This is a genomic window from Kribbella catacumbae DSM 19601, assembly GCF_000372465.1.
In the GTDB taxonomy this organism is placed as follows: Bacteria; Actinomycetota; Actinomycetes; order Propionibacteriales; family Kribbellaceae; genus Kribbella; species Kribbella catacumbae.
Genome location: NZ_AQUZ01000144.1, coordinates 1 through 1,316, shown reverse-complemented (window position 1 = coordinate 1,316; position 1,316 = coordinate 1). Strand labels below are relative to the sequence as shown.

At 66.5% G+C, this 1,316-nt stretch carries 1 protein-coding gene; it reads left to right on the top strand.

Features of this window, described 5'->3' with window-relative positions:
- Positions 1-70 precede the first annotated feature (70 nt).
- A partial coding sequence (locus A3ES_RS50835; protein ID WP_020393495.1) for an ISAs1 family transposase occupies positions 71-1,316 on the top strand: 1,246 nt, incomplete at its 3' end.

Here is a 1,316-nt window from a genome sequence, read left to right as displayed (position 1 = left end):
GTGGAGACAGCGGCTCCGTTGGGATGCTGCAGGTTCCTACACCGTTGCCGCGTCGCAAGGAGCCGCTGTCGTGTCGTCATTGTCGTTGCTCGTGGGTGTGCTTGACCAGCCGTCGGAGATGGAGGCTCGGGCCCGACGCGATGTCTCGGGTTTGATGCGGGCATTGGAATCGGTTCCAGACCAGCGGAAACGGCGTGGGCGGCGGTTCAATCTCGTGGTCGTACTCGCGATGGCGGTCTTCGCGGTGTGCTGTGGCGCATCGACGTTCGCGGTGATCGCGGAGACGGTGGCCGATCTGGACCGTGCGATGTTGGCGGGGTTCGGGTTGGGGCGTCGCCGGCCACCGTCGGCGGCGACCTTTCGCCGGGTACTGAACCGGGTCGATCCGGTCGAGTTGGACGAGGCGCTGTCGGTGTGGGCTACCGTCACCGACGCTGTTCCCGTGCCCGAGCGGGAAGCTGTCGCAGAGCCGGATCTGGCGTCGGATCTGCTTGTTGACCTGGAAATTGATCTGGGAATTGATCTGGTCGTGGCGATGGACGGGAAGACGCTCAAGGGCGCACGGAACTTCGACGAGGCCGGTGTGATGCGGCAGGAGGCGGTCGTGGAGGCCGTCGAGCACGGCACTCGACAGGTTCATGGCCTGGCGCGGATCGTTGGCGGGGACGAGAACGCCGCGGTCAAGGACATGGTCGACCGGATCGCGGCCCGCCGCGGCGGGAGCCTGGCCGGCGTGGTGATCACGGCTGATGCCAAGCACACCACGCGAGAGTTGACCGCGAAGATCATCGGGCTGGGCGGGCACTACCTGCTCACTGTCAAGGGCAACGCCCCTGCGGCGTACGCGGCGCTGGATGAGCTGCCGTGGGCCGAGGTCGAGAATGCCCAGGTCACCCGCGAGAAAGGGCACGGTCGTCAAGAGACCCGGGCGATCCGGCTGGTGACACTGCCCGAGCAGTGCGAGACCAGGCTGACCGGCGTGGTCCAGGCCGCGAGGATCAGGCGCTCGACGAAGCGGAAGAAGACCGTCACCACCGCTGCGGCCTGGACGCACGAGAACGTCTACATCGTGACCAGCCTGTCCCATCGTCATGCCCAAGCCGACCGGGTCGCTCGCATCGTGCGGGAGCACTGGGGCTGCGAGGTGATCCACTGGCAACGCGACGTGGTCTTCGGCGAGGACGGACACACCGCTCGCACCGGGAACGGCCCGATCAATCTCGCCATCCTCCGCAACACGGCCCTGACCAGGGACAACACCAAGGACATCACGGCAGGCATCAAGACCCTACGAGCACGCGCTCGCAAACCCGAAC